We start from the raw sequence: 2593 nt of genomic DNA, 5'->3' as shown, positions 1-2593 counted from the left end.
TCGCTATGATCTGCATTGTCCAGCTTATGCCTGGCTTGAACGACCGAGTCAACAAGTAGTTCCCAAATTGGGAACTTCAAGAACCTGAAACCTCGGCTCTCGGCGGCACCCTCCGCCAAGGCTTACGGAGAATGCTGTGTCCAATCTCCACACAATGGGCGGCGAATAAACTCCCCGCAATCCTAAAAACCTGAGGGCGAAATACGGCTACGTCGCGCGGCTGCCTGCAGCGAAGACGCGCTCGTCGCCGAGGCTGTGGAGCTCCCGGAGGTGGACCGCAGGCCCCCGGCGTGAAAACGCCCGCCGAAGCCGGAGCCAGGAGGAGACCGTCGGCGCTGCGGCCGGCGCCGTGCCCAGGTGACACTGGTGTCAAGGATCAGCTTCCGAAGCTGACGTCGCGGGTTGCCACCGGCGGGAACCCGATATCCAGCGCCCCAGCGCCCTCCCCAGGAATGGCAAGGAGATGTTCAACGAAGGAGCCACGCGCCTGTCGCGCCTCGGCGAGGAGCTGCCCGTAGCACGCGGCCGACACGACGACGACGGCCGGCTGTCCGCGCCGCGAAATGACCTGTGGCCGCCCCGCGAGGGCCGCCTCTACGACGGCGCTGAGCTTGTTTCTGGCTTCGTGTAGCGACCACATGGCGGACATCGTCTTGGGATGAAGATCCAGCGAGAATGCGCGCCGAGCCGCCGATTTCAAGTGCATAAAAAAGACTGGTAATCCACTTTAAATGGAATACTGGTCATTCGGCCCGCGGTGAGATCGGAGGCCCATTTTCACGGGGTTCGTAAAGTTTCGGGGAGATTGGCGCGCCAATGGCTCTACTGACCTCCAGACCCTATCGTCGCCGGTGCAACAAGGCCCGGAGCGACAAGAGCAGCCGCCCTGCGTTCCTAACCCTTCATCCGTGCAACAAGGCCGAGCCGTAAGGTCTCAAGTTCATCGATGAGAAGACGCAGTCATACCCATGCAGAGACTGCGGGGATCGGGTCTCATCAGAAGTCTCTCTTCTCGTAAATGGTGGAGATGGTCCGTCCATCCCAGACATAGCAGAGGTGTCGCTCCTGACGGCAGTTGGACAGCAGTCGTGGACGAAACACGGCTGCACATTCACCCCCCTCGTCTCGAACACTCCCATAGACGATCCCATCGGAGCCACCCTCGCGGATGTGCAGGGCAAGCTCCTGTGAGACCCCGTAGCGGGTGGGATGATAGTAGGCTGGATGGCTTTCGCGCATGGCGCGGATATCGTGCAGCTCGGCTTCGAGATCGACAGCGTAGACCCGCATATCGATTTCCTGGGCTGGCTCACGGGTCGCCTGCAGGAAGCCGATGCGATGGTAGCGCGTTTCGGCAATGGCCGTCTCGATCGCTCGGCCGGCATAGAAGACTCCATACGTTCCATTAGTGAAGCGATCCCCCTCGGGGTTGAGGTGAGTGAATGCAGCCATGGTGGGCGAGCTGCCGGGGCCGGACACTCGGTCATCAGGTGGAACCAGGGAAATGTCTCCCACCTCCTCACGCAGCCTGTCATTGGTCATCGCCTCAATCTGGTAGACGGCATCGAGGTCAGCGGGATCTGCGACGGCCTCGAAGAGGTTGATCGGCGGGAACCGGCTCGGGACAATACGAAAACACGGGCGCCACTCGATCCTTGCAATCGGGATGCCTGTCATCAGCCGCGCTGCGCGTCCACGTACTGGCGAACGACATAGAGGTCGGCAACATTGCCTGACGTCATTCTATCGAGTGCCGATCGTCCGCCGAATGTCTTCGCGGCGTTGGGCTTCCGCACCCACTGGTCGGCTGTCTTCGGAAGGAGGATATGAAGTCCCTTGTAGATGCCCATGACGTAGGAGATGCGCTCCAGTGCGTCCCTGGAGATGGTGGAGACGGCGCCCCGCTTCCATGACTGGAATGTTGAGCGGCTCTCAAGCCCCAGCAGTCGCATCTGCTCTTGCTCCTGGAGGCCCCACGCATCGGCGATCCGGAAGAAGGTTCGCAGGGCGGGTCCCGTCAGGTCCCTGCGGTCCAAGACCTTGGCGTTTGTCGCATTGGGCATTGTCGTTGTCCTCCGAACCCGAGCATGTACAGAATCTGATCATAAGTCAAGTTTTTGGCATAAACCAATCAATCGAGGGGCGTCACATTTCCTGCGAGGATCTCCGGCAAGTGGCACCCGGCAGGGCCCTCCATGAGGTGGTGACGGTATTTTTCTTGATGTTTCAGCTGGCCAGGACCTCCGCCGTGCGCCGTCAGCAACATCAGTCTGGGCGATGCCTCGAACGGCATCGGTTCACTTCATGATCGCCTTGCCCAACAAAGATTTCTCATGTTGGGCAAGGCGGCGCCAGGCGCGCCTGTCGTCCAGGTGGGATGCCAGGTTTCAGGGGAAAGCCGCCGCTGCGATGTGACTGTTTCAGGGGAACTTCCAGATGACAGGGACTGGCCGTCGCCCAACTTCCCCGAATAGCACGCCTACTATTAAGGTTTTGTTTTAATTGATTAAATTTAAGTCCCTCGCGCGCGTGCGCGATACTGGTCGCGAATTCCCCAAACCTGACCCACCTGTCAGCCGTGCGATAAGGCCAA

At 60.0% G+C, this 2593-nt stretch carries 3 protein-coding genes; all 3 read right to left on the bottom strand.

What is annotated here, in order from left to right; all coding sequences use genetic code 11:
- Positions 1 to 376 precede the first annotated feature (376 nt).
- The 3 genes from WCJ41_RS21455 to WCJ41_RS21445 all read right to left on the bottom strand — a co-directional run bounded on the left by WCJ41_RS21455 (position 377) and on the right by WCJ41_RS21445 (position 2063).
- On the bottom strand, positions 377 to 706 hold the full coding sequence (locus WCJ41_RS21455; RefSeq protein WP_336907877.1) for a type II toxin-antitoxin system Phd/YefM family antitoxin: 330 nt from the start codon (positions 704 to 706) through the stop codon (positions 377 to 379).
- A gap of 290 nt (positions 707 to 996) precedes the next feature.
- The gene (locus tag WCJ41_RS21450; RefSeq protein WP_336907876.1) at positions 997 to 1677 is read right to left on the bottom strand and encodes an RES family NAD+ phosphorylase; all 681 of its coding nucleotides are present in this window, start codon (positions 1675 to 1677) and stop codon (positions 997 to 999) included.
- Complete coding sequence (locus WCJ41_RS21445) at positions 1677 to 2063, bottom strand: MbcA/ParS/Xre antitoxin family protein (RefSeq protein WP_336907875.1); 387 nt, start codon at positions 2061 to 2063, stop codon at positions 1677 to 1679. Before WCJ41_RS21445 ends, WCJ41_RS21450 begins: the two co-directional genes overlap by 1 nt.
- Positions 2064 to 2593: the final 530 nt, after the last annotated feature.

The organism is Aestuariivirga sp. (assembly GCF_037139295.1).
Classification (GTDB): Bacteria; Pseudomonadota; Alphaproteobacteria; order Rhizobiales; family Aestuariivirgaceae; genus Aestuariivirga.
This window is presented reverse-complemented; position numbering and strand designations above follow the sequence as displayed.